General features: G+C 56.2%; 25 protein-coding genes. 7 read left to right on the forward strand and 18 right to left on the reverse strand.

The genetic code is table 11. From position 1 onward, the window contains the following. Positions 1-207: 207 nt before the first annotated feature. The 3 genes from B9Y90_RS15495 to B9Y90_RS15505 are packed head-to-tail and all read right to left on the reverse strand — an operon-like array spanning position 208 to position 3,338. Positions 208-636, reverse strand: coding sequence for a hypothetical protein (locus tag B9Y90_RS15495; RefSeq protein WP_085541752.1), 429 nt, complete (start codon positions 634-636; stop codon positions 208-210). 17 nt (positions 637-653) lie between these two features. Next, positions 654-1,772, reverse strand: coding sequence for an alkene reductase (locus B9Y90_RS15500; protein WP_139827402.1), 1,119 nt, complete (start codon positions 1,770-1,772; stop codon positions 654-656). 30 nt (positions 1,773-1,802) lie between these two features. Further along, positions 1,803-3,338 carry an MFS transporter gene (locus B9Y90_RS15505; RefSeq protein WP_217808986.1) on the reverse strand — a complete coding sequence of 512 codons (1,536 nt, stop codon included), beginning with the start codon at positions 3,336-3,338 and terminating at the stop codon, positions 1,803-1,805. A 147-nt stretch (positions 3,339-3,485) separates the two neighbouring features. On the opposite strand from B9Y90_RS15505, the gene B9Y90_RS15510 reads away from it, so the two are divergent. Together B9Y90_RS15510 and B9Y90_RS15515 are read left to right on the forward strand one after the other, a co-directional pair. Continuing rightward, positions 3,486-4,406: a LysR family transcriptional regulator gene (locus tag B9Y90_RS15510; RefSeq protein WP_085541755.1), complete on the forward strand. Its 921-nt coding sequence runs from the start codon at positions 3,486-3,488 to the stop codon at positions 4,404-4,406. 10 nt (positions 4,407-4,416) lie between these two features. Beyond that, positions 4,417-4,956, forward strand: coding sequence for a shikimate kinase (locus B9Y90_RS15515; protein WP_085541756.1), 540 nt, complete (start codon positions 4,417-4,419; stop codon positions 4,954-4,956). Between the two features lie 28 nt (positions 4,957-4,984). Here the strand turns inward: B9Y90_RS15515 and B9Y90_RS15520 are convergent, their stop codons facing one another. The 11 genes from B9Y90_RS15520 to B9Y90_RS15570 all read right to left on the reverse strand — a co-directional run bounded on the left by B9Y90_RS15520 (position 4,985) and on the right by B9Y90_RS15570 (position 16,192). Continuing rightward, positions 4,985-5,227 carry a DUF2164 domain-containing protein gene (locus B9Y90_RS15520; protein WP_085541757.1) on the reverse strand — a complete coding sequence of 81 codons (243 nt, stop codon included), beginning with the start codon at positions 5,225-5,227 and terminating at the stop codon, positions 4,985-4,987. Next, entirely contained in the window at positions 5,227-5,811 is a 585-nt protein-coding gene (locus B9Y90_RS15525) for a flavin reductase family protein (RefSeq protein WP_085541758.1), read from the reverse strand. Before B9Y90_RS15525 ends, B9Y90_RS15520 begins: the two co-directional genes overlap by 1 nt. Before the next feature lie 55 nt (positions 5,812-5,866). Beyond that, on the reverse strand, positions 5,867-6,262 hold the full coding sequence (gene arnF / locus B9Y90_RS15530) for a 4-amino-4-deoxy-L-arabinose-phosphoundecaprenol flippase subunit ArnF (protein WP_085541759.1): 396 nt from the start codon (positions 6,260-6,262) through the stop codon (positions 5,867-5,869). Then, positions 6,262-6,585: a 4-amino-4-deoxy-L-arabinose-phosphoundecaprenol flippase subunit ArnE gene (gene arnE / locus B9Y90_RS15535; protein WP_085541760.1), complete on the reverse strand. Its 324-nt coding sequence runs from the start codon at positions 6,583-6,585 to the stop codon at positions 6,262-6,264. Before arnE ends, arnF begins: the two co-directional genes overlap by 1 nt. Further along, on the reverse strand, positions 6,582-8,243 hold the full coding sequence (gene arnT / locus B9Y90_RS15540; RefSeq protein WP_085541761.1) for a lipid IV(A) 4-amino-4-deoxy-L-arabinosyltransferase: 1,662 nt from the start codon (positions 8,241-8,243) through the stop codon (positions 6,582-6,584). The genes arnE and arnT overlap by 4 nt, the downstream gene beginning before the upstream one ends. A 4-nt stretch (positions 8,244-8,247) precedes the next feature. Next, on the reverse strand, positions 8,248-9,144 hold the full coding sequence (arnD, locus tag B9Y90_RS15545; protein ID WP_085541762.1) for a 4-deoxy-4-formamido-L-arabinose-phosphoundecaprenol deformylase: 897 nt from the start codon (positions 9,142-9,144) through the stop codon (positions 8,248-8,250). After that, a complete protein-coding gene (gene arnA, locus B9Y90_RS15550; protein WP_039292718.1) occupies positions 9,141-11,123 on the reverse strand; it encodes a bifunctional UDP-4-amino-4-deoxy-L-arabinose formyltransferase/UDP-glucuronic acid oxidase ArnA in 1,983 nt (660 codons plus the stop codon). The genes arnD and arnA overlap by 4 nt, the downstream gene beginning before the upstream one ends. Then, positions 11,123-12,103 carry an undecaprenyl-phosphate 4-deoxy-4-formamido-L-arabinose transferase gene (gene arnC / locus B9Y90_RS15555; RefSeq protein WP_008460725.1) on the reverse strand — a complete coding sequence of 327 codons (981 nt, stop codon included), beginning with the start codon at positions 12,101-12,103 and terminating at the stop codon, positions 11,123-11,125. The genes arnA and arnC overlap by 1 nt, the downstream gene beginning before the upstream one ends. Before the next feature lies 1 nt (position 12,104). Further along, positions 12,105-13,244, reverse strand: coding sequence for a UDP-4-amino-4-deoxy-L-arabinose aminotransferase (gene arnB / locus B9Y90_RS15560; RefSeq protein ID WP_085541763.1), 1,140 nt, complete (start codon positions 13,242-13,244; stop codon positions 12,105-12,107). Between the two features lie 372 nt (positions 13,245-13,616). Further along, the gene (locus tag B9Y90_RS15565; protein ID WP_085541764.1) at positions 13,617-15,581 is read right to left on the reverse strand and encodes a peptidase U32 family protein; all 1,965 of its coding nucleotides are present in this window, start codon (positions 15,579-15,581) and stop codon (positions 13,617-13,619) included. Positions 15,582-15,652: 71 nt separating this feature from the next. Then, positions 15,653-16,192, reverse strand: a complete 540-nt coding sequence (locus tag B9Y90_RS15570) for a helix-turn-helix domain-containing protein (RefSeq protein ID WP_085541765.1) — start codon at positions 16,190-16,192, stop codon at positions 15,653-15,655. A gap of 94 nt (positions 16,193-16,286) precedes the next feature. On the opposite strand from B9Y90_RS15570, the gene B9Y90_RS15575 reads away from it, so the two are divergent. After that, entirely contained in the window at positions 16,287-17,453 is a 1,167-nt protein-coding gene (locus B9Y90_RS15575) for a benzoate/H(+) symporter BenE family transporter (protein WP_085541766.1), read from the forward strand. Here the strand turns inward: B9Y90_RS15575 and B9Y90_RS15580 are convergent. After that, positions 17,433-18,305 (reverse strand): helix-turn-helix domain-containing protein, encoded by an 873-nt coding sequence (locus B9Y90_RS15580; RefSeq protein WP_085541767.1) that lies wholly within the window; start codon positions 18,303-18,305, stop codon positions 17,433-17,435. The genes B9Y90_RS15575 and B9Y90_RS15580 overlap by 21 nt on opposite strands. 172 nt (positions 18,306-18,477) lie before the next feature. Between B9Y90_RS15580 and B9Y90_RS15585 the strand changes: the two genes are divergently transcribed. Further along, positions 18,478-19,377, forward strand: a complete 900-nt coding sequence (locus B9Y90_RS15585; protein WP_085541768.1) for a DMT family transporter — start codon at positions 18,478-18,480, stop codon at positions 19,375-19,377. Positions 19,378-19,429: 52 nt separating this feature from the next. Here the strand turns inward: B9Y90_RS15585 and B9Y90_RS15590 are convergent, their stop codons facing one another. Together B9Y90_RS15590 and B9Y90_RS15595 are read right to left on the reverse strand one after the other, a co-directional pair. Then, positions 19,430-20,098, reverse strand: a complete 669-nt coding sequence (locus B9Y90_RS15590; RefSeq protein WP_085541769.1) for a DUF3313 domain-containing protein — start codon at positions 20,096-20,098, stop codon at positions 19,430-19,432. 88 nt (positions 20,099-20,186) lie between these two features. Next, entirely contained in the window at positions 20,187-21,302 is a 1,116-nt protein-coding gene (locus B9Y90_RS15595) for a MurR/RpiR family transcriptional regulator (protein WP_085541770.1), read from the reverse strand. Positions 21,303-21,551: 249 nt separating this feature from the next. On the opposite strand from B9Y90_RS15595, the gene B9Y90_RS15605 reads away from it, so the two are divergent. The 3 genes from B9Y90_RS15605 to celB all read left to right on the forward strand — a co-directional run bounded on the left by B9Y90_RS15605 (position 21,552) and on the right by celB (position 24,634). Beyond that, positions 21,552-21,857, forward strand: a complete 306-nt coding sequence (locus B9Y90_RS15605; protein ID WP_085541772.1) for a PTS sugar transporter subunit IIB — start codon at positions 21,552-21,554, stop codon at positions 21,855-21,857. A 16-nt stretch (positions 21,858-21,873) separates the two neighbouring features. Beyond that, positions 21,874-23,175, forward strand: a complete 1,302-nt coding sequence (locus tag B9Y90_RS15610; protein ID WP_085541773.1) for a 6-phospho-beta-glucosidase — start codon at positions 21,874-21,876, stop codon at positions 23,173-23,175. Positions 23,176-23,266: 91 nt separating this feature from the next. Further along, a complete protein-coding gene (gene celB, locus B9Y90_RS15615) occupies positions 23,267-24,634 on the forward strand; it encodes a PTS cellobiose transporter subunit IIC (RefSeq protein ID WP_085541774.1) in 1,368 nt (455 codons plus the stop codon). 126 nt (positions 24,635-24,760) lie between these two features. On the opposite strand, the gene B9Y90_RS15620 is transcribed toward celB, so the two are convergent. Continuing rightward, positions 24,761-26,356, reverse strand: a complete 1,596-nt coding sequence (locus B9Y90_RS15620) for an ABC transporter substrate-binding protein (protein WP_085541775.1) — start codon at positions 26,354-26,356, stop codon at positions 24,761-24,763. Positions 26,357-26,399: the final 43 nt, after the last annotated feature.

Consider the following 26,399-nt stretch of genomic DNA (forward strand, 5'->3'; position numbering starts at 1 on the left):
ATGGCGCTGCTGGCGCATCTTTGCTGGCTTTTTAGCATGGTGACGGCCTTCATGAGGGGATATGTGGCCCGGAGGCTGTGGCTGAAAACGCTGGCCAGGTGAAGAGAAAAAAATCGCGATCGCGACCTGCGGTCGCTCAAAAACAGAGCCCCACCAAAAAACAGTGGGGTTAGTCAGCAGTCTGAGGGGCGCAATGCGCCCCTCTTCTTATCCACGAGTTAGCGCCGCGTATTCCTTCGGGCTGAGGTAAAGTTCACGATACTTTTCATCAACCTGCTGCCACATCCGCTGAGAAAAATAGAGCGCCGCAGGCAGTGGATGATGGTGAATCATCAGCGAATCTGCCTGCCCTTGCTCATTGATATGCACCCACACTGCGCACTCCACGGCCACGCCGTCCACGCTTGCGCGGTAAGACTCCATAAAGAACCGCTCGTTGACATAATCCCGGTAAGTAAAGCGCTGGAAGTCATACAGCGGAATGGCCGCTTTCAGGATCTCCAGAATCGCCGTTTTGCCGTGAACCGGCGCTTTTAGCACCACGCCTTGCAGGCTCGCCTCATCAGCAAGGATAGCCAGCCAGGGTGGCGGCCCCTGTACATCAAGAATGGGGGATGCGGTGTCGTTAAATAACATAGAACTCTCCTGAAAGGTCAGTGGCGTGGCAAAGTCGGGTAGTCGGTGTAACCGCGGGCATCCCCGGCGTAAAATGTTGAACGGTCATAGGCGTTTAAAGGCGCATTTACGGACAGCCGATACGGCAGATCGGGGTTAGCAATAAATGCTCGCCCGAAGGCCACGGCATCCGCATTTCCTGCGGCAATAAGCGCATTTGCTGATTCGCGGGTAAAACCGCCTGAGGCAATAATAGCGCCGTCAAAATAGGGCCGTAGCAATGCAGCAATAGAGGCTGGCTGCGTCATGTCCTGCTCTTCATTTAGCCCAGTGTTGGCTCGCGGCTCCACCAGATGCAGGTAGCCAATCTGCTGTTCTGAAAGCCAGGTGGCAACGTCCGTAAACAGCGCCATCGGGTTACTGTCGCCAATGTCTCCCAGCTTGCCGAACGGGGAAAGCCTGACACCGATTTCCCCAGCGGAGTAAACCTCACGCAGCGCCGCAAGCGCTTCGCGCATGAAGCGCATTCGGTTTGCTATGCTGCCACCATATTCGTCCGTGCGCTGGTTAGTTTTGTTCTGCAAAAACTGATCAATGAGAAAACCGTTCGCCGCATGCAACTCCACGCCGTCGAAACCCGCAGCCTTCGCTCGCCGTGCCGCCTCGCGATACTCCTCAATCACCGCAGGAATGGCCGAGAGTTCAAGGGCTGCCGGTGTGGCAAACGGCTGAGGTGTAAAGTTAGCATCCAGGGTTTCACCCACAGGGCGAATAGCCGAGGGAGCAATCGACGGGGTTTCAGGGTGGTGACTCTGATGAGAAATGCGCCCCGTGTGCCAGAGCTGGAGGTAAATAGCGCCGCCCTTTTGATGCACGGCTTCCACAACCTGCTTCCAGCCTGCCTGCTGACTATCGCTATAGATGCCCGGCGTTTGCGGAAAACCTTTCCCCTGCAGCGAAATATTCGTCGCCTCGGTAATAATCAGGCCGCCTTCGCTGGCACGCTGGCCGTAGTATTCGGCGTTAAGCGCGTCAGGTGCGCCTTCTGGCCCGGATGCACGCATTCTGGTTAGCGGCGCCATCACTACCCGATGTTGTAAACTGAGCCTGCCTGCCCGTAGCGGGCTGAACAGATCTTTGACATGTGTGGTCATCATTGCACTCTCACTATTGACTTAAAATGGCGATCAACTCGCCGTCGCTTGTGGCCGGGTTTCATCCCCGGTTTGTCCTTTGTCCAGAAATAAAAACACCACCAGTGCGACCAGCAATGTGATGCTCATCAACAGCAGCAACAGGTCGCTGAATGCCGCGTCGTAGCTGGCGGCAATTGTTTTATACGTCACGCCCTGCAGCGATGTGGTTGCGGTCGCGACATCACCGGTAACAACGCTTTGCGCGACATGGGCAAGCCGTTGAGGGCTGCCGGACACCGCCTGGTGCAGGTTCTTTGCCATCAGTGAAGAGAGCAGCGCGCTCACAATGGCCATCGCAATCCCTTCCCCAGCCACCCGCGTGGTACTGAAAATACCCGTTGCCATGCCCGCCCTTTCGCGGGGCACCACGCTCACCGCCAGGCCATCCATCAATCCCCAGGGCAGGCTTATCCCGCAGCCGATCGTCCACATCGGTAAGGCAAACTGCCACGCAGATGCCCCACCCGGAATGCGGCTGAGCCACAATAATCCGGCCGCACAGACCAGCAACCCAACCCCGCACAGGACGGAAGCAGAGAACCAGCGGGTCAGGGAACCGGCAATAATCGGCAGGAACAACAGCGGCGCAGAGAGCGCAATCATTAACCGTCCGGCCTCAAGCACCGGCATCCCTTCCACGCCAACAAAGCGCAGCGGTAAGAGCAGAAGCAAAACTACAAAGGAATAGGCCGGGGCAGCCGCGAGGAGCTGAACACCAACAAACCGGGGAAACTTAAATAAAGTCAGGTCGAGCATCGGCTGCTGAACACGCAGTTCAATGCGAATAAATACCAGCAGTGAAATCGTGACCACCGCAAACAGTGCCAGGTTATAGACATCCCCCCAACCAACCTCCGGCACGCGCAGAACGGCATAAGTGAAAACACCCAGTGTCCACGTAAACACCACGGCTCCGGCCCAGTCGATACCGTTTGCCGCTGGATTGCGGGATTCGGGCATATAGCGACAGGACAAAAAACAGGCAATGCCTGCCACCAGCGTCAGTAGAATAAAGACAATTGACCAGTTGAAGAGATCGATCATTACCGCCGCTGCTACGGGGCCAAAAGCCAGGCCAATACCGAAACTGCAGCCGACGAAGCTGAAAGCACGCATCCTGTCGGTTCCGTCAAAAACCTGCGCCAGTGCCGACATCCCGCCGGAAAACGCGATAGCGGCGGCAATTCCTTGTGCCCCTCGCAGCAGGTCGAAAACAAACAAGTTTGGCGCGGCAAGCAGCGCGGCTGACAGTAACGCAAAGGCCGCAATCCCTCCGGCAAACATGCGCTTACGCCCGTAGCTGTCGGCAAGTGCGCCCGCCAGCATCAGGCAACTGCCAAAGGTCAGCATAAATGCATTAGCTACCCAGTTAACCGCCATGCTCGAGCCGTGAAAGCTTTGCCCGATAGCGGGTAAGGCCACGGCAGCGGCGGTAAAATTAAAAGGCATAGTGATCGAGGCAAGACACACAGCGACCAGCGTCAGGAGCTGTTCTTGCGGCGGGTGGAGACGGGTAACGGCCATCATTCATATCCTTAGCGGAACTCACAATCTCAAAACAGAGCCTGCAGTAAGCAGGTGGGATAGCGTGCAGAGTAGCGGGTGTTTTTCAGTGACAAAAATGATAAAACGTCCGAACATTACGGAACAAAACGCTCGAATAGAGGTATCACTATGGATCGCCTGTCCAGCCTGACCTATTTTGTCCGCACCGCAGAGTTGGGCAGTTTTGTCCGCGCCGGACAAGCTCTGGGGCTTTCCGCTTCGGCGGTGGGAAAAGGGATTACGAGACTTGAAGAGCAGCTTGGGGTGCGGCTTTTTCACCGCACCACCCGCAGCCTGCAGATGACGTCCGAAGGCAGGGTTTACTTTGAACGCTGCCGGCACATTCTGCAGGATTTGGATGAGGCGGATGCCCTGCTCTCCCATGCCAGTGAAACACCCAGAGGCCGCCTGCGAGTTAGCCTGCCCGCCGCCAGCCACATCCTGTTTGAAGCAGCCATTATCGCTTTCGTTCGCCGTTACCCAGACATCGATCTCGATCTGGATTTCAGCGACAGGCTGGTGAACTTGATTGACGAGGACGTGGATATTGCTATCCGAACCGGCGAACTCCCGGATTCTCGCTTGATGCGTCGCGCGCTGCCCTCTTTGCAACTTATTCTCTGCGCTTCTCCGGCCTATCTTGCCCGGCATGGCGTGCCACAATCGCCCCGGGAACTGGAGGGGCATTGCGGAATTCGTTTCCGCTATGTGAACACCGGCAAGCTGCAGGCCTGGCCGCTGCGTGACTTATCTGAACTGGCGGACGTTCGCACCCGCACCGTGTTCAGTTCGAACAACATGGAGATGGTGCGTAGCGCGATCATTAACGGCCTGGGCGTTGGGGCTGTCCCTGATTTTATGATTGAGCCTCAGTTGGCGAGAGGTATTGTGCAACCGCTGCTGGGTAAGTATTTGAAGGCGCCAGGACAATTCCAGATGGTCTGGACTTCGGGGAAACAGCTTTCGTCGAAGATCCGCGTTTTTGTCGACTTTATCAGCGATTTTATTCTGGCACAGCGGCAAAATAGCGACCTGGATAGTGAAGAATAAACGAGAAAAAATGCCTGATTTTATCTTTCTTATTGGTCCCGGCGGAGCCGGTAAAAGCACGGTGGGTACCAGACTTGCCCTGAAACTCGGCTATGGCGCGAAAGATCTTGATGATGAGTTTTGCCTTCGCCACATGAATATCCGCACCTTTATCTCCTCGCAGGGGTATGAAAGCTATCTTGAAGAGAATGCAAAGCTGCTGGACACGCTGCTCAAAGAAACCTACACCAGCACAGTCTTTATTCTTTCTTCGGGGTTTCTGGCGACCGACATACGGGCAGATATTGTGGCGGCGAATAAAAAGCGAGTGCAGCAGGCAGGTACTTCGGTACTGCTGATGCCCTCATGCGACTACCAGGAGGCGCTGAACATCATTGTTGCACGGCAGTTAAAACGAGGATTTGGCCTGCAAAGCGAAGGAGAAATCAAGAAATTCAGCCAACGTTTTGCGCCTTACATGGCTCAGGGCGATATTCAGATTTTTTCGACCGCTGAACCGGATACTATCGCCAGTCTTATTGCCCAACGGCTGGCAGAGCGGAAGCACTGAGGCAAGCTCCCGCTCGCCCCAGGTAAAACTAATCGACGATCTTTTCCAGATCCAGCAACTCTTCCAGCGTTAGCATGTTGCTTTGGGCGACCGCCAGCGCGTCCTCAAGTCCTTTATTGTAGAGCGCGGGTGCCATTTTTTTCACCAGCTCATCCAGGAAGAATTCAGCTTCAAACTGCCCTATTTGCAGGTCGTGCTTGTCGTCCAGCCAGTCGGTGATGAAATCACTCAGTTGCCGGTAACCCTCGGCGGGAAGCTCAATCTTTTTCATTATGCCTCCACGTCCGGCACCACCAGCGATTCGCCAATGGCGTAGAACTGGCCGCCGGCAATGTAGTGCAGGCTGCGGTATTCCGGCGGGGAGGATTCAAACGACCAGTGGCCGTTCTGGAACACACGGTCGTCAGCCCAGGCAGCAATAATTTCACCGATAAACAGATCGTGGGCCTGATGGTTATGCGGCTCGGGGATAAGTTTGCACACCATCCAGGCCGTGCAGCCTGCGACCAGCGGCACGCTGTGACCCGGCGCGCGGAACAGCTCCACGCCGGATTGTTCGAGCTTGTCGGGCATCTCTTTCAGGCTGTGGGTACCGAGAAAATGGGTCATTTTGAGCTGGGCGGCGCAGGGCACCTGAATCACAAAGATGCCGCTATTTTCGATAAGCGTGCGGGTGGCGGTGATTTTATCCAGCACCACCATCAACTTGGACGGGGTAAAGTCCAGCGCACAGGCCCAGGCAGCGGTCATTACGTCGTCCACGCCATTGTGGTGGGCAGACACCAGCACGGTTGGGCCGTGGTTGATCAGGCGATAAGACTTTTCTAACGGCACTTCAATGATATGTGGGTTCATACTTCACATCCGGTTTTCATCAGGTTGCCGTCAGTTTGCCTGAACAACTAGCGCATTACTTTTCCTTTTTGTGACGTAGCTGATGAGGCAGGCAAATCAGCACCAGGCCGACGAAAATCGCCGCCACGCCGAGAAGCTTGCCCGGACTGAACTCTTCGTTAAGCCACGGCAGGTTAATGGCAGCGAACCACACCAGCACATAGCTCAGGCTTAAAAGCGGATACGCTTTGCTGAGCGGAATGCGCTTTAGCGCCATGTACCAGCAGCCCATTGAAAATGCATAGGCCGCCAGCCCACTCATCAGCGCCAGCAGCCCGTAGCCGCCAAACAGCACGGCCTTAATAAACTCAAGGCTCGGTGCGGCGGGAGGAAACTGAATCATCGCCCATTTCATGCTGAGCTGCGCCCCGCTGACCAGCAGCACGCTCATCAACGCCCAGATATAACCCATCAGGCGTGCCCTCCCAGCGCGATAATTCCCAGAATGATCAGTATCACGCCCAGCCAGTGGTGCGCAGAAATTTTCTCTTTCCAGATCCAGCGCGCGGCAAGGGTGATGAAGATAAAGTTCAGGCTCAGCATGGGGTAAGCGATACTCACCTCGACGTGCTGGAGCACCAGCAGCCAGACGAGCATCCCCAGCCCTAGTAGCATCACGCTAATCCCAAGCCACAGCATCAGGTGACGGCGCCCCGCCCCCTGAGCCGCCTGCTTCTGGCACAGCTGCCCGCCGCAGCTAAGCAAACTGGCCAGAACGATCAGCGCAATGTTCATGGTTGCGCGTCGTACTCAAACAGAACGAAACGCCCGCTGTTGGCCCGGTGATCCGGTTCCGGCAACTTCAGGTCATTAAGATCGCTATTATTCGACACCAGCAGCATCAGCGACACTTTGCCCTGCTTGCGGTGTTCCGCCAGCCAGGATTCGAAGTCGGCGGCGCTAACATAGCGGTTAGACACGTCCGGATAATCAAGGCCGTAGCGCAGCTCGCCCGCCTGATTATAAAGATTGATATCGCTACGCTTCAGCTCCCATGCAACCCCGGCGGCGATACCGACGTTGTTGGTGAAGATGTAACGGCTGTCTTCCAGCTGCGGACGCATTTCATGGATAAATGCCTGCGGCTGCTTGGAGTTTTCCACTTTTGATGGAATGACCACGCCCACCAGCAGCGCCAGGCCCAGCGGACACAGCGCCGCCCAGTACCAGCGTTTCGCGGTCTGACTCAGCGTCAGAAGACCGAACAGCCCCCAGACGGCAAACGCCAGACAGGCCAATACCACCTTCAGCGTTTCATTGGCGGCATACACCGGATGTCTTGCCAGCCCCCACGGTGCGAGGAAGAAGGCGACGATAATCACACAGACCGATCCGAACAGCAGATTAATCCAGCCGTTGGCGCGTAAAATAGCGGAGCCGCTTTTCGCCAGCTCTACGGCGTGACGCGCCATCAGGATCGCCAGTGGCGCAAAGCACGGCAGGATGTAGGTCGGCAGTTTGCCTTTCGCGATACTGAAGAACAGCAACGGCATCACAACCCAGCCCAGCAGGTAGAACGCACCGCCCTGCTCGCCCCGGCTTTTCCAACCGCTTTTCAGCGCACCCGGCAGCAGCGCCAGCCATGGCAGGGAACCCGCAATCAGGAACGGAATGTAGTACCAGAACGGCGCTTTATGCTGCGCGTCTTTCTCGGCAAAGCGCTGAATGTGCTCCACCCAGAAGAAATAGTGCCAGAAATCAGGCTCTGCTTTGGCGATTGCCACCGCCCACGGCAGCATAATCAGCACTGCGCTCAACACCGCCAGCGGCCCAAACAGCAAGACTTCTTTCCAGCGTTTCTGTGCAATCACCCACGGCAGCACGCCAATCACCGGCACTGCCAGCGCCAGGAACCCTTTGGTCATCACGCCCATGCCGCAGGCCAGGCCCAGCAGCACGTAACCGCCGATTTTACCGCCGGTGGTTTGCGCGGTACTGGCCAGCCAGAAGCTGCACATCGCCGCCGTCAGCCACAGGGTGATCATCGGATCGAGAACGGAATACGTACCAATGCCGTAGACCAGCAGGCAGGTAAGGAAGATAACCCCAGACAGCACAGCGATGGTTTTATCGCGCCACAGACGGAACGCCAGCCAGTAAGTCAACAACGCGCTCAGGGTCACTGAAAATACGGAACCAAAACGCACGGCAAAATTGTTATGACCAAAGATGAACTGGCTGATGTTGTTGATCCAGTACCCCGCCACCGGCTTTTCGAAATAGCGCAGGTCAAGGAAATGAGGAACGATCCAGTTGCCAGACAACAGCATTTCGCGGCTGATTTCCGCATAACGCGTCTCATCCGGCTGCCACAGGTGACGAAACTCCAGCGGTATAAGGTAAAGCAAGGCAAAACAGACCAGAAGGGTCATTCCATATTTTGCAAATTTCATCGGTTCACGACTCTATAAGTTGTTGGCAACCCAGCCAGCCTTCGCGGCCTGGAATTGTCCCGCGCACAATTTTGCCTCTCGGCAGCGTGGATAAATCGTCCGGCAGAAGCTCGCTTAGCGGGCAGAACTGAACCCCCTCGGTAGCGGCCATCGCCAGCAATTCACTAAAGGAATCTCGCATCACCATCCCTTCAACTTCGGCATGAATGGTGTAAACCGGTGTGCCGCTGTCCTGGTGAATTTTATCCAGGATAAAACGGTTAAAGTTCTCTTTACTGACTTCAGTCCCAATCACCTCGTCCCACGTTGGTAGCGTGACGGGAATCTGCACCGTCGCTTCGCGACAGCCAGACAGCACAGGGATAAACGGCATGGTACCACGGCAGTCACTGTTGTACTGGAACGGGAAAGCGGCTTTCGCTTTCACTACGCGCTGGTCTGCACGCCAGCCCGCCACCGCTGAGCAGCTAACAGGCTGACCCACAATTTTCTGCAGCGCATCCAGGCCGAGGCGAATCTGGTGTTCGAGCTTGTCCTGTTCCCAGACGCCCGCCCAGGCCTGCCAGGCATGGTGATCCCACGCGTGGAGGCCCACCTCATGGTGGTCCGCCGCTGCCGCGATAACCTCTGCGTTGCCTGCGCCAATCACGCGCCCGGGCCACGCGGTCCCCGCCAGCAGAATGTCCCAGCCATACAGCGATGCTGCGTTGGAGCGCAGCATCTTCCACAGGAATTTAGGCTTGATCAGGCGCCACAAGTGGCGCCCCATGTTGTCCGGCCCAACGCTGAAGAAAAAGGTTGCCTGAGTCGAGTGTAAACTTAGCGTCTCCAGAAGGTTTGGCACCCCTTCACGGGTGCCTCGCCAGGTGTCGACATCAATACGCAGGCCGACTTTTCTCATGAAGCAGGGTCCGTCAGCTCAACGGTTTTCAGGAAGAAGTCCAGCGTTTCATCGATGGTTTTCTCCATGTGGACTTCAGGCGTCCAGTCCAGCAGGCGCTGGGCGTTGCGGATGCTTGGCTTACGGTGCTCAACGTCCTGATAGCCTTTACCGTAGTACGCGCTGCTTTCCACTTCGCGGAAACCGGCAAACGGCGGGAACTGGTTGCGCAGCGGATGGCGTTCGAAGCTTTCCAGCAGCATTTCTGCCAGCTGTTTGATGCTTGCTTCGTTGTCCGGGTTACCGATGTTGATGATCTGGCCGTCGCAGTTATTGTTTTTGTTTTCAATAATGCGGAACAGCGCTTCGATACCGTCTCCGATGTCGGTGAAGCAGCGCTTCTGCTTACCGCCGTCGATAAGCTTGATCGGGGAACCTTCTACCAGGTTCAGGATCAGCTGAGTAATTGCACGGGAACTACCGATACGCGCGGCGTTCAGGTTGTCCAGACGCGGGCCCATCCAGTTAAACGGACGGAACAGCGTGAAGCGCAGCCCTTCTTTTTCGCCGTAAGCCCAGATAACACGGTCAAGCAGCTGCTTGGACACGGAGTAGATCCAGCGCTGTTTGTTGATTGGCCCAACGATCAGCGGGGAGTTATCTTCGTCAAACGACTTGTCGGTGCACATGCCGTACACTTCGGAGGTGGACGGGAAGATAATGCGTTTTTTGTATTTCACGCAGTCGCGGATGATCTTCAGGTTCTCTTCGAAGTCGAGTTCGAACACGCGCAGCGGGTTACGGGTATATTCGATTGGCGTCGCGATCGCCACCAGCGGCAGCACTACGTCACACTTCTTAATGTGGTATTCGATCCACTCGGAGTGGATGCTGATATCACCTTCGACAAAGTGGAAACGCTCGTTGCCGATGAAGCGAGAAATCGCGTCGGAACCGATGTCCAGGCCGAAGATTTCGAAGTTGTCATCACGCAGCAGGCGTTCAGTCAGGTGGTTACCGATGAAGCCGTTCACGCCCAGGATCAGTACGCGGGTACGACGTTTGATAGCGGAAACCGGTTTGCTGCTCAGAATCGCGCCGCTGACCAGGCCCAGAGACTGCGCAAGCTGGGAGCCCTGCATGTAAACACCGTTTTCAGCCTGGCCGGTTACCACTTCCAGAGCACCGGTACCACACGCAATCACCAGCGGATTAACGGAGAGCACGGTCCCGGCTTTCGCGCCGTTATTGCTTTCCAGCACGCGGCTTTTCCAGATAATGAATTTGCCGCCGCCCACGTAGCTGAACGCACCTGGCCACGGTTCGGAAACCGCACGTACCAGGTTGTTGGCTTCTGCTGCAGTGCCTTCCCAGTTGATCGCACCATCTTTAGGTGAACGGCCGCCGAAATAGGTCGCTTTGGATTCGTCCTGAGCGGTCTGTGGGAAGTGACCGGTTTTGATCACCGGCAGGCTTTTCGCCAGCAGGGATTTCGCGGTTTCGCACAGTTTGTGATGCAGAGTCAGGGCAGTATCTTCTGCGGCAATTGCCACGCGTTCCTGAGCAACGATGTCGCCCGCGTCTGCGCGTTTCACCATGCGGTGCAGAGTAACGCCGGTTTCGGTTTCACCTTTCACCAGCACCCAGTTCAGCGGCGCGCGGCCACGGAATTTAGGCAGCAGAGAACCGTGGAGGTTAAATGCCCCGACGGAAGCGCAGTCCAGGATCTCTTCGCTCAGCAGGTTGCGGTAGTAGAAGGAGAAAATCACTTCAGGCTGCGCGTCTTTAATGCGGTCAACCCACAGCGGGTGGTTCACATCTTCAGGAGCAAAAACCGGGATGCCGAATTCTGCCGCCGTGCGGGCCACAGAACCGAAGAAGTTATTCTCAGCGGCGTTATCCGGGTGAGTATAAATTGCTGCAATGTCATAGCCTGCTTCAACCAGGGCACGAACACCCACACAGCCCATATCGTGATAGGCGAAAACAACTGCTTTCATTATTGATTTTCCTCTGAAGATAAAGCGGTTTCACTGCTAACTACGCGTTGAATAAAGTAACGAGGGCGAGCACGCACGTCGTTATAGATACGGCCAATGTACTCACCCAGCAGCCCCATTCCGATGAACTGGGCGCCAATAAAGGTGAACAGAACGGCGAAGAGCATAAACACCCCGTCCGCCGCCCACTGCGGGCCAAGAGCAAGACGTAACACCACCAGCAGCACCGCAAGCGCAAAGCCGGACAGTGCGATAATGCTGCCGACGACGCTGAGCAAACGCAGCGGCGTCGTGGTCAGACAGGTGATCAGGTCATACATCAGGTTGATCAGGCGCATGAAGCTGTACTTCGAGTCGCCAAACTGACGCTCGTCGTGGTGCACCGGGATCTCAATGGCCCGACGGGCAAAGGTGTTTGCCAGAATAGGAATAAAGGTGCTGCGTTCGTGGCAGTGCAGCATCGCGTCGATGATGTGGCGGCGGTAGGCGCGCAGCATACAACCGTAGTCGCCCATCGCTTTACCGGTGGTACGCTGGATCAGGTGGTTAATCATTTTTGACGCGCGTTTGCGGAACCAACTGTCCTGACGGTTCTGGCGCACGGTGCCCACCACGTCATAGCCTTCATCAGCCTTCTCAACCAGGCGCGGGATCTCTTCCGGCGGGTTTTGCAGGTCGGCATCCAGGGTGACAATAAGGTCGCCAGTGACGTGGCTAAAGCCCGCCATGATCGCCGAGTGCTGGCCATAGTTGCGGTTCAACAATACCGCGACAATGTGGCTGTCCGGGGCTTCTGCCGCACGGGTCAGCATGGCGGCAGAGTCGTCGCTGCTGCCATCATCTATGAGGAGAATTTCGTAATCACGGTTCAGCTTTTGACAAGCTTCAGTGGTACGACGCAGCAGTTCAGGCAGGCTGTCCTGTTCGTTGTACACCGGGATCACAACGGAAACTTTCTTGATCGGTTCCGGGGTCGTCATCTTAAAGTCCTGCTATTTCACGTAAAGCGGTAATGACGCGGGAAGTGTCATCGTCGGTCATGGTTGGGAACAGAGGAATGGAGCAAATGCGCTCGCTGTTCCAGTCGCTGTTCGGCAGTTGAAGCTGCGGATAGCGCTCGCGGTAATATTTCTGGGTGTGCGCCGCGCGGAAGTGCAGGCCGGTGCCGATGCCACGCTCTTTCAGCGCTTCCATCAGGCCGCTGCGGGAAATGCCGCAGGTGGCTTCATCCACGCGGATGATAAACAGATGCCAGGCATGGCGGTGCTGCCAGGTCGGAGTGGCAAGCGGCAGGAATGGCGTGTCGGCCAGCTCTTTGAGATAGCGTTCGGCAATTTCCTGACGGCGGATATTGATTTGCTCCAGCTTGCCCAACTGCACCAGCGCGATAGCCGCGTTGATGTCCGCAAGGTTGTATTTGAACCCCGGAGAGATAACTTCAGCCTGCGGCGCGCGGCCATGCGTCTGACGGTCAAAGGCGTCTACGCCCAAACCGTGGAACTTCAGGCTACGAATGCGGTTAGCAAACTGGTCGTCGTCGGTAACGATCAGGCCGCCTTCGGCGCAGGTCATGTTCTTGATGGCGTGGAATGAGAAGATAGCCGTACCCTTGCCGCCAACGTGCTTGCCCTTATATTCGGTGCCGGCCGCATGAGCAGCATCTTCAATCACCGGAATACCGTGACGTTCGCCGATAGCACGGATAGCGTCGATGTCAGCTGGAGCACCCGCGTAATGCACCGGGATAATGGCTTTAGTTCGTGGGGTAATGGCCGCTTCAATGGCTTCTGGCGTGACCATCAGCGTGTCACGATCGACATCAATCATCACCGGTTCGGCGCCCAACAGCACAATCATATTGAGCGTGGAAACCCACGTCAGTGAAGGTGTAATCACCTCATCACCTGCCTGCAGCCCCAGTGCCATCAGGGTAACGTGCATCCCACCCGTTGCGGAACTTACCGCAATCGCGTGTTTGTTGCCGGTTAAGTCACAAAATGCCTTCTCAAGCGCCTGGTTTTTCGGCCCGGTGGTGATCCAGCCGGATTGCATGACTTCCGTTACCGCTGCAATTTCTTCCGCACCTAACGCCGGGCGTGAAAAAGGCAGAAAATCACTCATTACGTGGATTCCTTATTAAATCGCTAAACGCCAAAAGCTGACGGGATAATGAATCAGGCTAATTAAATAAAAGCACAACACTCAGGAAGTACGGCCTGTTTAGCTAAACAACTTATCAATGAAAAGAATTTAACAAAGAAATCTTAGAACAGTATTAAGAAAATGAGATATAACGAAAAATCGTGAAGTTAAGCATCACTGGCTGAAAAAATGGCTGACAAGGACAAAATTTGTCACCTGAATGTCACGCTTTAATCTTTTTTTTGTTTAATAGCGGAATAATTCCGTATGTGACAAATAATAATTAATCCCTTACCAGTGATTAAAAAAAAACCGCCTGCGATAGACGGTTTTAAATAATAAGCAGGGAAATTAACGCTTCGCTCTGCCCGGCAGCGTTTTCATCAAATCATCCGGGCTGATGGATGCCACCACGCTTCCCGGCAGCGGCATCTTCAGAATGTGGTTCTTCATTTTGCCGATGACGTGCATTTCGCAAGGTCGGCAGTCAAATTTCAGCGTCAACACCTCGTCGCCGTGCACCAGCTGCATCGGGGTCGCTTTCCAGCTCTTGATATTCCCTTTCGCCTGTTTCGGGCAAAGGTTGAATGCAAAGCGCAGGCAGTGTTTGGTGATCATCACCGGCACTTCGCCCTTCTCTTCATGCGCTTCATAGGCAGCATCGATCAGCTGAACGCCGTAGCGGTGATAAAATTCACGAGCTTTATGGTTATAAACGTTCGCCAGGAAGCTTAAATGGCTGTCCGGGTAGACCGGCGGCGGCACGCTGACCGCTTTACGGGTTCCACGCTGGTAGTTTTGCAGGCGCGCTTCCGTCAGGGCGTCAATGGCATCACGGCGCAGCTGGTTAAGCAGGGCGTTTGGCACGAACAACGCCTCTTCCAGCAAAATGTTCACTTTCCGCGCGGAGTACATGGTCTGGCCCAGCTTGGTCAGGCCGTCACGCAGGCTGTCGAAGGCTTTCTGCGGATTATTGGCGACATCAAACTGGCCGACCAGCGTTTGACTGACGCTGACGCCCTCTTCGCTGGTGGCTTTCATCACCAGTTGCTGCTGGCTGCCGGTAAGCTCGATATCCACCGCCACGCGACGTTCACTGGAGGTTTTAAGCAGCGCCTGCTGCCAGTTGTGGTCCAGGTTACGGTTCAGCGGGTGGTTAGGGCGCACCTTTTTCAGCGTTTCCGGCATTTCGTTTGGCCAGACGCGATACTGATTTTTCCCGGTTTTTTCTACCGTATTGGCGCGGAAACCGACAATTTCACGCTTGATCAGCACGTTCAGGCCGTCACCGTTAGTCAACGTGTCGGTGGTGGTGACGTCGAGGTGATCTTTGCTTACCTTCAGCACTTCACCCACCGGCAGGCCAACGAATTTCGGCGAGTCAAACGCGCCGATGTCGATTTTGCGCTCGTTCACGAAGTAGTCTGTGCTGCCACGGTGGAATGTTTTATCCGGGGACGGAATAAAGTAGTGCGATGTCACGCCGGAAGATGCGCGGGTCAGATCGCTGCGCCCTTCCATCAGCTCGTCCAGCAGCTGGCGGTAGTACGCGGTGATGTTTTTCACGTAGCTCATGTCTTTGTAACGCCCTTCAATTTTGAAGGAGCGCACGCCCGCCTCGACCAGCGCCGCCAGGTTGGCGCTCTGATCGTTGTCTTTCATCGACAGCAGGTGTTTTTCATAGGCCACGACGCGGCCCTGGTCGTCTTTCAGCGTGTACGGCAGGCGGCAGGCCTGAGAGCAGTCGCCGCGGTTAGCGCTGCGCCCTGTCTGGGCGTGGGAAATATTACACTGCCCGGAATAGGCCACGCACAGCGCGCCGTGAATAAAGAACTCAATTGTCGCATCAACATTCTGGTGAATAGCGGCAATTTGCTGCAGGTTCAGCTCGCGCGCCAGCACGATTTGCGAGAAACCCGCATCGGACAGAAACTTCGCTTTTTCGACGCTGCGAATGTCGCACTGGGTACTGGCGTGCAGCTCAATCGGCGGCAGATCCATTTCCAGCACGCCCATATCCTGCACGATCAGCGCATCAACCCCGGCTTCGTACAGGTCGACGATCATCGAGCGCGCGGGCTCCAGTTCGTCATCATGCAGAATGGTGTTCAGGGTAACAAAAATCTTCGCCCCGTAGCGGTGGGCAAACGGCACCAGTTCGGCCAGGTCTTGCAGGCTGTTACCGGCGTTATGGCGAGCGCCAAAGCCAGGCCCACCGATGTAAACCGCATCCGCGCCATGGAGAATGGCTTCGCGGGCGATGGCGGTATCACGGGCAGGGCTGAGTAATTCAAGTTGATTTGCGTGCAGGCGCATAAAATTTGTCGTGTTCTGTAATGGCGAAAGGCGGCTATTGTAGTCACTTCCCCCGCGCAAAAATAGAGGGATTATGCCGTCGTCGCCGGATAGTGAATCAGCGAATGAAAATGCGTCTCATCGGCGCCTGGATTACGGTAAGCGTGGGGGCGATCGCCGTGAAATTTTAAGCCTTCTCCGGCCAGCAACGTCTGCCAGAGTCCATCAATATTCATATCCAGTGCACCGCTTATCACCACCACATGCTCGATAACGCCGCTATCGTGTGCCGACGACTCGCTGAGCGCGCCGGGGGCGAGGCGAATAGAAAAGTGGTCAAAACGCAGGTGCGGATCGTAAGGAAAAATCGGCACCACCACCATTTCCCGCTGCTGCGGGTCAAAGACCGGGCGAACGGGCGTGGAACCGGCTTCAAGGAACACCGAAAACGGCACGTTAAAGCCGGTGGCAATTTTCCATAATGTGGCGACAGTCGGGCTGGATTCGTTGCGTTCGATTTGCCCGAGCATGGCTTTAGAGACGCCGGTTTGTTCCGCCGCGAAGGTCAGACTCCAGCCTCTGGCCTGACGCAGGCTTTTCAGGGTGCTCGCCAGATGTTGCGCTATGTCCATTCTCTCCTCCCGTTGAGGGCGAAGTATAGCGCCTTGTACGCTATAACGCACGATGCTATATTCCCCGGACGTTATAACGCACAGCGAGTCAAATATGCGTCTTTATCTCCCGCCGTTCCCCACTGTTCTGGCCGGTTTTGTTGCCGTCCTGGTTGGCTATGCCAGTTCTGCTGCCATTATCTGGCAGGCCGCAGATGCCGCAGGTGCCAGCCCGCACCAAATCGCCGGCTGGTTGACGATGCTGGGTATCGCCATGGGGATCAGCACGCTGGGGTTAACGCTGTGGTATCGCGCGCCTCTCCTGACGGCCTGGTCAACGCCGGGCGCGGCGCTGCTGGCCACCAGTCTGCCGGGCTACAGCCTGAACGAGGCGGTGGGCATTTTTATTTTCGCTTCGCTGCTGATCCTGATTTGCGGCGTCACCGGGCTGTTCGCCAGGCTGATGCGCCTGATCCCCCCTACGCTCTCCGCCGCCATGCTGGCCGGGGTTTTGCTGCGGTTTGGCCTCGACACGTTCACATCGTTACAGGGTCACTTTTTACTGTGCATCAGTATGCTGGCCGGCTGGCTGCTGGCAAAAGTGTTTGCTCCGCGCTATGCCGTGGTTGTCGCTATGTTGGTTGGCTTACTGATTTGCTTTATCAGCGGCGAACTTCACGCCGGGAACGTCCCGGTTGCTGTCGTTGTGCCTGAATTCATTCCCCCCTCGTTTAGCCTCGCCAGCCTGCTGGGCATCGGCGTGCCCTTCTTCCTGGTAACGATGGCCTCACAAAATGCCCCAGGCGTCGCCACGCTGGCGGCTTCCGGCTACAAAGTCCCGGTTTCACCGCTGATCGTCGTGACGGCGTTAATCGCCCTGTTGCTGGCGCCGTTCGGGGTGTTTTCGGTTTGCATTGCCGCCATTACCGCCGCCATTTGCCAGAGCGCGGAAGCGCATCCGGACAAAGACAAACGCTGGCTTGCCGCCGCAGCTGCTGGGGTGTTTTATTTACTCGCAGGGGCGTTTGGCGGGGCGATTTCAACGCTGTTGACGGCGCTGCCGCTCGCCTGGATCCATACCCTTGCCGGACTAGCCCTGTTGGGCACCATTGCCGGAAGCCTGCACCAGGCACTGAACCACGAGCGCGACAGGGACGCCGCCATTGTGACGTTTTTGGTCACCGCATCCGGGGTCAATCTGCTGGGCGTCAGCTCTGCATTTTGGGGCGTGATCGCCGGGGGGATTTGCTACACCGCGCTTTTAAGGCTGAAGCGCGCGTAGCTGCGACGGCGTAGCGCCGAAGACGCTTTTAAAGCGGTTGCTGAAGTGGCTGGGTGAACTGAACCCGCAGGCCATCGCGATCTCCGTCAGCGGCAGTTTCCCCTGGCGCACCAGGGTTTCCGCCTTCGCCATTCTGCGCTGCATAACGTACTGATGAGGCGCCAGGCCGGTGGACTGTTTAAACATACGTGCAAAGTGGTATTCGCTGAGATCCGCCAGCCGGGCAAGCTCGCCAAGGGTCAACGCCTCACTCAGATTCTGTTCGATATACGCCTGTGCATTGCGCAGTACCGCAGGGGCCAGCCCGCCGCGCACCGTCGGCAGTTTCCACTGTACGCTACTGTAATGCTGCACCAGATGCGTCAACAGCAGCGTAGAAGCCGTGCTTAACGTCAGGTGATTTGCTCGCTGCTGCCAGTCGTTGCTCAGCAGGAAATGGCGATAAAGCTGAGTTATGCGCGGGTCGTCGGCAAAGGTTTTTTCATCAAGGTTGATGGCCGCCGGACTGCGGTCCCAAATCTGCGCGGCAATGTCTTTCAGATGCTCGTCGGTGCAGTACAGGTGCACAAACGAGAAGTCATCCCGTACGTCCCACGTTGATTCGCTGTCTTCCGGCATGATACAGAAGCGATCCGGGCCGCCGCCGTTGCGCCAGCCCGAAGCCGTCTTTTGGTACGTTTCGTACCCTTCAGTCACGTACAGGCTCAGCGTGTGGTGATCGCAGCGCTGTGTAATGCAGTCATTTCCGTTGGACCAGGCGGCAAGCTGAATCCCTGAACCAAGCTGAACGCTGCCGTTCAGGCGGGCTTTGTGCTGCTGCAGGTTTTCAAAGGCGTGGTATGGCGCGGTCATAGCGGGAGTCGGCTTCTGGAACATAATGGCTAGTGTAAGGACTGCGCGCCGCCGTCGCCACTGCCGCCGTGAAAAAAAACCGCAAGAATATGCAAGTTGCCTGCCCCGATGAAAGTCGCAGAGTCAGAAAAAATGGAGACTTGTCATCTGGTTTTGACTGACGAGAACAACAATGAACGCTGTACTTTATATTCTGGTGGTGGTGATTTGGGGAACAACCTGGATAGCCATTTATATGCAACAGGGCGTTGTTTCCGTCCCCGTGTCTATTTTCTGGCGTTTTGCCGTGGCAGCAGTGGTGATGCTCGTGGTGCTGCTTGCTCTGGGTCGCCTGAAGCGCATCGGACTCAAAGACCACCTGTTTTGCGTCCTGCAGGGTGCCTGTGTTTTTGGCTTCAACTTCTTCTGCTTCTACCATGCGGCGGCCTATATCAGCTCCGGCCTGGAGTCGGTAATCTTCTCGATGGCGGTGCTGTTCAACGCCTTCAACAATTTTCTGTTCTTCCGCAAGAAACCGTCTCCCCGCGTATTACCCGCCGCCGCGCTGGGCATTGCCGGCATCGTAGCCTTGTTCTGGCACGACCTTGCAGCCACACAAATGGCACCTTCGCTACTGATCGGTATCGGCCTTAGCGCGCTCGGCACCTTTGGTTTTTCGCTGGGAAATATGATCAGCGCCCGCCATCAAAGTCGGGGCCTGGAAACGCTGTCGACCAATACCTATGCGATGTTTTACGGCACCGCGATTATGGGCATAGTCGCGCTGGCAAGCGGCGAGTCGTTTATGCCGGATTTCACCGTGCGCTACATTAGCTCGCTGCTTTACCTGGCGATTTTTGGTTCGGTGATAGCCTTTGGTGCCTATTTCACGCTGGTAGGCCGCATCGGGGCGAGCCAGGCCGCCTACAGTACGCTGCTCTTCCCGCTGGTGGCGCTGACGCTGTCCACGCTCTACGAAGGGTACGTCTGGCACGCTAACGCCGTGCTGGGGCTGGTGATGATTCTGCTGGGCAACCTGGTGATGTTCGCTAAGCCGGAACAGTGGCTGCCATGGCGGAGAAAACTGGCGTAATAAAAAAACCGCAGCGCTTACCGGGCTGCGGTTTCAGTTGGCACGCTCAACGTTATTTATTCGGCACGTCAAACATCGTGGCATCGGTGGCCAAATCATCTACCACCTGTTTCAGGGTATCGACGGTGACTTTGGCATTTTCGTTGCTGAGCACTTTCCCTTCGCCCTTACGCACCACACGTAAAACGGGCTTATTGGTCGCCGCATCAATCAGTTCACCTTCGAAATAGAGATCGGTATTCATGGTGCGGTGGCCGGTGGCCATTTGCGTGCCCGCAACGACCATCGCAATCGGGATCACTTCATAGAACTGCAGCCCTTCTTTGGTGCTGTCGACGCCAGTTATCGCGCCCCGGAAAATAAGGCTGTGCGGGCCTGGCGTCGTGACCAACGGTTTCCGCTGTGCCGCCGCGGCTTTTAGCTTGGTGTTGGTGTACGCCAGCAGGCCATCCAGCGTGTTCTGACCTATTTGGGTCGTGGGCCTTGGCGTCGGATAGTAGACCACCGGATTGTAGACCAGGCTGTCGTAGTTACCGGGTTTGAAGTTCGGGTCAACCCAACGCATAACCGTTTTACCGGTTGCCGATTTTGTCTCCTGCAAACCGGAATAATCTTTTAAAAAACCAGAGTATTTTTCCGGCGCGGTAGTTTTTGAAGCACACCCCGCCAGCGCGAATAAACCTGCCAGACAAGCCACTTTAAAATACGTTTTGCTACGCATCGTTTGATCCTGTTTGTGGGGATAAGCCATTCAGGTATAGCAAAAAACGATACATTGTGTGGGGGTTAAGCCACCTTGATGTCAAAACTCAGATCTTGCGCTCATCGTCGGGAGCAGCAAGACCATCGCAAAGCAGGTCAACAATCAATAACGCGCCATAATGCCCTTCACCGGGTGGCAGCCAGACATCTCCGGTATGGGCCACGCTGGCGGGATCTTTCGTCACCATAATGATGGCTGCGCCCTGCCGCCGGGCCTGCTGCACCGCCGCCAGCAGCGCGCTGTCCGGCGTCGAGCTGGCAAAGACGATCATCGCCTGCTCGCGATTCAACATGGAGGCGGTGAAACTCATCAGTGCCGGGTCATAACAGACGCTGGCGGGCTGGCCCTGCGTCAGCAGCCGGTACTGCAAAAGGCTGGCAAAAGGCGTGTCTGCCGTGCCTGCGCTGAAAATATGAATCGCTTTCGCTTGCTTCAACAGCGAAACAGCGCGCGAAACATTGGCTTCCGGGAGCGTTTCCAGTTGCTGAGTTAGCGCCTGCTGAATGCCGTTTAACCGCTGCTGCCAGGCAGCAGGCAGCTCACTGCCCGGTATGGCGGTGCTGGCCTGAGCCAGCTTCATGCGTAAATCGCGAATATCGTCGCAGCCTGCGGCTCTGGCAAAGCGTGTGATGGTAGCCGGACTGACGCCCGCAGCCTGGGCAAGCTGGTCGATTGTTGCCGACGACGCAAAGCCCGGATCGTGCAAAATAGCCTGCGCAACTCTCGCTTCCTGCTGGCTGAACTCCGCCAGCCGCTGACGGATCCGGCTGATAATGTCGCCCTCAGTCTCCCGTCCGATGGAATGAGAAAAACGCTCCAGAACATCTTTAGCCACGCCTCCCCGGTTGGCGAGAAACTGCAGCGTGTCGTTATCCACCCAGGCGGCATCTCCCAACATTTGGGACGGCGCTGCCAGCAAATCCTGTACCCGGCTGTCGTGCTGCTGGTGGCGAACCTGGCCGAGGAAATCATTCATATCGCTGCAGCCAATAGTGCGTGCGAACTGCTGGAGCGTAGCCTGACTGACACCCGCGCGCGCCGCCAGCTGCTCCATGGTGGCATCCGGTAGCTGGAAGAAATTCTCCAGAAAAAAGCGGGCCAGCCGCGTTTCCTGGGGAGAAGAGTCGGCTAAACCATGGACCAGGTGGTAAACAATATCCATCGCTGAAAGGTTCCTTGTGTCTGCGTCGCAGGCGGATAAATCATCATAATGCGTTGAAATTATTTTTCAATTAACTTTGCCGCGTTGCCTTGCCGCAGTTTCGTCCCCTTCCGTAAAAGCCTTGTTATTCCTTTAACATTCGGGAAACCAATAATCCAACGCAGATCACGGTCATGAAAATAATTTTCATACATGCTGAATAAACGCGCTGTTGTTTGAAACACGTTTTCAATTTGAAGGATAAAGGTAATGAAAAAGATCATGTTGTGTTGTGCCGCGGGGATGTCCACCAGCATGCTGGTGCAGAAAATGCGCGCCGAGGCCACGAAACGCGCCCTGGACGTTCAAATTGACGCTGTCTCTGTGGCCGAAATTGAAAGCCACCTCCAGAGCGCCGACGTGGTGCTGCTCGGCCCTCAGGTACAGTTCGAACTGGCCCGCCTTTCCGAGCTTTCAGCCCCGCTCGGCAAACCAGTCGCGGTGATCGACATGATGGATTACGGCACCATGCGCGGCGACCGCGTACTGGATAAAGCCATAACTCTGATGGCCTGATAACCTGGAGAAACCAATGAAAATTACCGTTGTGGGCGGGGGAAGCAGCTACACCCCGGAACTGATTGAAGGCCTGATTCTGCGCCATGCCGCCCTGCCGATGACGGAGCTGGCGCTGGTGGATGTAGAAGCGGGCCGCCAGAAGGTTGAAATCATCGCCGCGCTGGCTCGCCGCATGTTCGACAGCAAAGGGCTGGAGCAGGTCAAAGTGACGGTGCATTACGAACCAGACGCCGCGATTGCGGGTTCCAGCTTTGTGCTGACCCAGCTTCGCGTGGGGCAACTGCCCGCCCGTGCCGCCGACGAACGCCTGGGCCTCAGCCACGAGCTACTGGGCCAGGAGACCACCGGCGTCGGCGGTTTTGCCAAAGCGCTGCGGACTATTCCGGTGATGCTGGACATCGCTAAACGCGTTGAGCGCCTGGCCCCGAACGCGTGGATTATTAATTTCACCAACCCGGCAGGGATCGTCACCGAGGCGGTTTCCCGCTACAGCTCCGCCAACATTGTTGGCCTGTGCAACGTGCCGGTGACCATGCACCACACCATCGCTGACATGCTTCAACTGCCTTACGACAAAGTCACGCTGCGCTTCGCCGGGCTCAACCACATGGTATGGGTGCACGAGGTGATTGCCGATAGCCGTGACGCGACAGCCGAAGTCATTGAGATGTTGTGCGACGGCGAGCAGTTGTCGATGAACAACATTAAAGCGATTCCGTGGCCGCCCGCCCTGCTGCGTGCCCTGAAAGCGATCCCTTGCCCGTACCATCGTTACTTCTGGCAAACCCGCACCATGCTCAAAGACGAGCTGGCTGATGCAGCTAACGGGAAAGGCACCCGCGCCGAACAGGTGATGAAAGTCGAGGCCGAATTGTTTGAGCTGTACGCCAACCCGCAGCTCGACAAAAAGCCGGAGCAGTTGAGCCAGCGCGGCGGCTCGTTCTATTCGGAAGTGGCCCTGGAGCTTATCGACGCCCTGCACAACAACCTCGGCAAACAGATGGTGGTGAATACCGCCAACAACGGCGCTATTCAGGGGCTACCGGACGACGCGGTGATCGAAACCAACTGCGTGATCGATGCGCTGGGGGCTCATCCGCTGGCCTTCGGCAAACTTCCTCCCCTGATGAATGGCCTGACTCAACAGGTGAAAGACTTTGAACGACTGACGATTGAAGCGGCGGTTCACGGCGATAAGCAGCAGGCACTCCTGGCGCTGATAGCGAACCCGCTGGTGGCTGACGTGAATATCGCTCAGGCGTTGCTCGACGAAGTGCTTGCAAGCAACAAGGCGTGGCTGCCGCAGTTTAATTAGCGCCGCTTACCGGTGGGTGACGCTGTACGCCCACCCCACAACAGAAATCAATAACAATAATGCCCGGCCATGCGCCGGGACAGGGGTAACCGTGTCCGCAAAGAAATCGTTTCTTGAAAAATATGTGCTGCCCGTGGCGCTGAAAATCGCCGGGCAAAAGCACGTGCTTTCCGTCCGCGACGGGATCATTCTGAACATGCCGTTCATGCTGATTGGCTCTTTCTTCCTGATTTTCGCTTATCTGCCGGTGCCGGGTTACCCCCAGCTAATGACCGATCTGTTTGGTGCCACGTGGCAGACCAAGCTGCTTTATCCGGTCAAAGCGACCTATGACATCATGGCGATTATTTCAAGTTTCGGGATCGCCTATCGTCTTGCCGAAAAATACCGCACCATCGACCCGCTTACCGCCGGGGCCGTGTCGCTGGTCGCCTTTATCATGACCATCCCGCAGAACATTATGTTTACCCCACCGTCCGGGGGGCCAGCTGAGTTCGTGAAGGGCGTGCTGCCGATGGGGCAAATTGGCAGTCAGGGACTGTTTGTCGCGATTCTGATCGCCCTGCTTTCTACCGAAATTTACCGGTTTATCAGCAACCGTAATCTGGTAATCCGCATGCCAGAGGGTGTGCCGCCAGCGGTAGCAAAATCGTTCCTCGCGCTAGTGCCGGGTTTCTGCGTGCTGGCGGTAGTGCTGGCGCTTCGCCTGCTGGTGGAAGCCACGCCGTTTGGTGACATCAACACCATGATCACCGATCTGGTCGGCATCCCGATGAGCCACATTGGCGGCTCGTTACCGGGAATGATTGTGTCGGTGATCCTGATTGGCATTCTGTGGACGCTCGGCCTGCACGGTGACACCATCGTGCTGGTGTTTATCCGCCCGGTCTGGCTGACCAACATGTCCGAGAACCTGGCAGCATTCCAGAACGGCCTGCCTATCCCGCACATCATTACCCAACAGTTCTACGACCTGTGGATTGCCCCTGGCGGCACCGGCGCGCTGTTAGGCCTGGTGATCTTTATGCTGATCCGCAGCCGCAGCGTGCAGATGAAGCAACTGGGTAAAATTGCCGCGCCGGGCAGCCTGTTTAACATCAGCGAACCGATGGTGTTTGGTATTCCGCTGGTGATGAACCCGTACCTGGTGGTGCCGTTTATTCTGACCCCAGTGGTGCTGGTGATTGTCTCCTACACGGCGATGGCAACCGGCCTGGTGGCGCCGCCTGCGGGGATTGCGCTGCCGTTCACGACGCCTATTATCGTTAGCGGCTATTTAGCGACGGGCGGCCATGTTTCCGGCTCAATTCTGCAGATTGTGAACCTGGCTATCTCGCTGGTGATGTATTACCCGTTCTTCCGGGTCTGGGATAACCTGAAGTTCCGCGAGGAGCAACAGGCGAATCAGGCGGCGACAGTTGCGCCGGTTGAGGCGGTGAGTGAACGCAGTACGGTGTAGCGGTTTATTTGGGGCCGAGTGGGTAAAGCCCCTCACCCCGGCCCTCTCCCCAAAAGGGAGAGGGGGAAACGACATGCAATCTTGTTTATTCCCTCGCCCTTAAAGGACGAGGGACCTTCAGCCCACTTACTTCTTCACATCCACCTGATAAAAAATATGCTTACCGAACGGGTCAATTTCATACCCGGTCACCTCTTTACGCACCGGCTCGAAAATCGTGGAGTGGGCAATCATCACCGCAGGCATCTGGTCATGCATCATTTGCTGCGCTTCTTTGTAGAGTTCGACTCGCTTATCGTGGTTCCCCTCGGCGCGGGCTTCAAGGATCAGCTTATCAAACGGCTGGTAGCACCATTTGGAGGAGTTAGAACCGCCGTTGGCCGACGTGCAGGTAAACAGCGGCCCGAAGAAGTTGTCCGGGTCACCGGTGGCCGTCGTCCAGCCCATCAGCGCCGCCTGGTGCTCACCGCCCTTCACTCGCTTGAGGTACTCGCCCCATTCGTAGGTGACGATTTTCGCCGTTACGCCAACTTTCGCCCAGTCAGCCTGAATCATTTCTGCCATACGTTTAGCGTTAGGGTTATACGGACGCTGAACCGGCATCGCCCACAGGTCAATGCTCATGCCATTGGCAAACCCGGCTTCTTTGAGCAGCGCCTTCGCTTTTTCAGGATCGTAATCGTAATCTTTGAGCTTGTCGTCCGCGCTCCACACTCCCGGCGGCAGCAAATTTTTCGCCTCGATACCCGTGCCGTGGAACACCGCTTCGATGATGGCCGGTTTGTTAATCGCCATCGCCAGCGCCTGGCGCACTTTCACGTTATCCAGCGGCGGCTTCTGAGTGTTAAAGGCAAGGAAACCGGTGTTCAGCCCCGCTTTTTGCATCAGGGTTATATCTTTGTTTTCCTTCATTCGCGGCAGATCCGCCGGGTTCGGGAACGGCATCACCTGGCATTCATTTTTCTCAAGTTTGGCATAGCGAATCGACGCATCCGGGGTGATGGAGAACACCAGGCGGTCGATTTTTGATTTGCCCTGCCAGTAATCCGGGAAAGCGGTATAGAGAATGCGGGAGTCTTTCTGATATTGCTTCAGCTCAAATGGCCCGGTGCCGATAGGGTCGGAATCCACGCGCTCCGGCGTGCCGGCCTTCATCATGACATCGGCGTATTCGGCAGAGAGAATCGAGGCAAAATACCAGCCCAAATCCGCGACAAACGGCGCTTCCGGGTGCGCCAGGGTGAAGCGCACCGTGTTGTCATCCACTTTATCAATCGCCGTGATCAGCTTGCCAAACTCCAGGCTTTCAAAATTGGAATAGTTGCCGTTGGAGACATTGTGATACGGATGCTTCGGATCTTTCTGGCGCATAAATGAGAAAATCACGTCATCCGCGTTGAAGTCTCTGGTGGGCTTGAAGTATTTGTTGCTCTGGAACTTAACGCCTTTACGCAGATGGAAGGTATAGACTTTTCCGTCTTCGCTGACGTCCCAGCTTTCCGCCAGGCTGGGCTGCAGTTCCGTGGTGCCGACTTTAAAATCCACCAGCCGGTTATAAACCGGCACCGCGCTGGCATCCACGCTGGTGCCCGAGGTGTAGAGCTGCGGGTTGAAGTTTTCCGGTGAGCCTTCGGAGCAATAAACCAGCGTGCTGGCCGCCACGCTGGTACTGATGGAGAGCGCCGCTAGGGCAAGTGCAAGCGTTGTAATCTTTGTTTTCATCGCTGTCTTCCTGTGGTGTTTGTCCTGACCCTGAATGAATAAA

The sequence above is a fragment of the Cedecea sp. NFIX57 genome (assembly GCF_900177785.1).
Taxonomy (GTDB): domain Bacteria; phylum Pseudomonadota; class Gammaproteobacteria; order Enterobacterales; family Enterobacteriaceae; genus Cedecea; species Cedecea neteri_C.